This window comes from Candidatus Hakubella thermalkaliphila, from assembly GCF_013281975.1.
Lineage (GTDB): Bacteria > Actinomycetota > Humimicrobiia > Hakubellales > Hakubellaceae > Hakubella > Hakubella thermalkaliphila.
On the sequence record NZ_BLRZ01000176.1, the window covers coordinates 1 to 2620 of the forward strand.

Below are 2620 nucleotides of genomic sequence, written 5' to 3' on the forward strand. Positions count from 1 at the left end.
CAAGAAGGTATTTAGGGGATTTTGTTCATAGTTATTAAATTTTGCGGATTTTAAGTTATACCAGCCTGTTTCTTCTCTTTTCATTTTGCGGACAACAAAGTAGATTGAAGATGCAAGTGCTGCGGATTCTTTAGCCCTTAACCTTGCTTTCATCTCTGTATCAATTGGCCATGAGGCTTTTACAACTAAACCAGAGTCTAAAAGTGAATTTATCAATGTCTCCCAACCTGATGTTGATTTATGGGTATAAACGATTGTCGCAATTCCATCCGGTTTTAAGACACGATAAATCTCCTGAAAGGATTTTTTGAGATTTGCTTCAAAATGTTCCTTTGCTTCTTCCCAGCTTCTTTCGTTTGTATATGCTACAATCTCCTTTGATTTTGGAGTTAATGGTGTTGAAAATAAATCAGGATACAAATCACCAATTGTTCTTTTTAGCCAGACATAAAAGAAATCAGATAGATAAGAATAAGGCACATTGTCATAATAGGGTGGGTCAGTGAAAACTGCATCAAAGTAGTCGTCGGGATAGGGCAGGAAGGTGGCGGAGGCCTGTGTCACGGTGGCGGAGGTGGAGCTGGTTTGGGAACAATGACCGATAACTCCAAGAACCCAATCTAATGCTAACTTCCACCCGCCAGTCATTCCACTAAAAGGGTCTATATCAACATAGTCCCACATCATCGGTAAAGCTTGTCTTCCAAAGACATTTGCTGGAGTTTCTCTCATTGGTTCCCAGCGACTAATAACACATCCAAAAGTGGCCAACCTATCCACACCCAGCGCTAAATACGTCGCCACAGCCCTGGCATACTGTTCCTCGCGTCCCTCCGTCAGCATAAGTTCATGCGCCTGCCTCACCTTCTCCACAAATGTAATCAACGCCAGCTTCTGGCGGGGGTTAAAAAGGTCGCCCCATTTTAGCATCCCATATCTTTGAACACGAAAGCCCAGAGTTTCTTTTGGTGGCAAGGGTTCATCCGGCACAGGGTCAATTCCCCATTCTTCCATAAGTTTTGCCCTTTTCTCCTCAAGACATTTTTCCGCCTCCCTAAAAACTTCCAAATCCTTTTCTGTTGCTAACCTGTAAGTTTTGCCTCGCTTCTTTGGATGATGCAAAACCACCGCAACCATTCTCTGCCCTGCTTTCCCTTCCTGAAATAGTTTTCTTGTTGTCTTATCATCAACTATTGAACCACAGACAAGACAATTAGCAACTGCTCTGCTTACTGTCCCTTTTTCAGGTTCAAAATCCTCTGGGAAATCGTTGTTTTGCCCCACTATCTCAAATTCAACCCTACTATTCTTTACAAATGGCTTTAACGCAACTTTTTTATTATCTTTTTTAGCAAGCCAGAATTGACGCAGTAAAGGGATTTCTGCGTTGCATGATGGGTTCTGACAGGGTATTGTTCTTGCCCAAATATAGCCTACTGGAATAGAGCCACCGTTATCTTCTGGATAAAATTCTCCTATTTCCTTCTTTGTGGACTCCAACACCCAATTACCCCATTTTTTCACATCCTCAAGTAAAGGATTTTTTACCACGCTTCCTTTTAGCAAGCCCCAATCTTCTTTTACTTCTTTAGGTTTTCCATATTTTTGTGGATATTCAAGAGTGCATTTAAGAATCAAAACCGCAACAGGGTTATACTCACCAGCATAGGTTTCCAAGCCAAGCCTTAATGCTTCTAAAGGAATAGAACCACCGCCTGCAAAGGGGTCTAAAACCCTGAGAGGCTTTCCACCATTTGCAGAAAGAATATCTTTTCTTGCTTTCTCAATAATTGCAGGATTTAAAGAATTCTCCCATTTTGAAAGTTCTATCTCATTTTCCGCAGGTTGAAAACGTAGTTTTCTCGAATTATTGATCTGCTAAATACTTAGCATGATTGAAGGGGGGTATCCACTTGACTGGAGTAAACACAATATGTTGTAGTATAGGGTATGGCAAGCACACAGTATGTAGTGGTCACTCCAGTCAAGTGGATACCCCCCTTGATTGAATTTAATTTGGTTGATCAATTCACAGTATTCCATTTTTTTCACAAGTAATCTCTTTGCCGGCGGCTTTTTTTGATTACAGCCTTTGCATACTCACCTATAAGTTCCTTAAGAATACGTTCCAGTTCTTTGATCTGCCTACGCTTTTTCTGAAATTCTCTATAGTTTTCCGTAAGCTCCTTTATCCAGCTGATGTCCTCTTCGGGTATGGCTTTTGTCTTCGATCGGCCATTTTCCGACCAAGTGATCCGCCTGAACAGATGGCCGCCCTTTTTGTAGCACCAGCAGTTGGGTTTTCCACATTTGCAGTACACTTCTTTGTACGCTCCGGGAAGCATCGAACGAAAAGCTAATATCTGTTTGAGAATCCGGTTTCTTTGTTTTTCTAGCTCTTTTATACGATCAAGGCTTGACATCTTAACTTTATAATATATAATAACAGTTAAGATGTCAAGCACAAAAGACGAAAGTCTAACAAGATTTACCGTTGCCGGAATCCCCTTGATCACTTCTGTATCACTAAGGGCCTGTCACAAAATAACATGATCAAGTTCAGGCATGATTTGGTTTGATGGTGTAGTTCCACTCACCATGAAAGGCGTCCTTGGTAAGG

General features: G+C 41.3%; 2 protein-coding genes. Both read right to left on the minus strand.

What is annotated here, in order from left to right; translation table 11 throughout:
• On the minus strand, window positions 1-1875 hold a 1875-nt coding region (locus tag HW443_RS10515; protein WP_308751103.1), incomplete at its 3' end, for a DUF1156 domain-containing protein.
• A gap of 173 nt (window positions 1876-2048) precedes the next feature.
• Entirely contained in the window at window positions 2049-2516 is a 468-nt protein-coding gene (locus HW443_RS10520; protein WP_176238171.1) for a DUF6788 family protein, read from the minus strand.
• Between the last annotated feature and the right edge of the window lie 104 nt (window positions 2517-2620).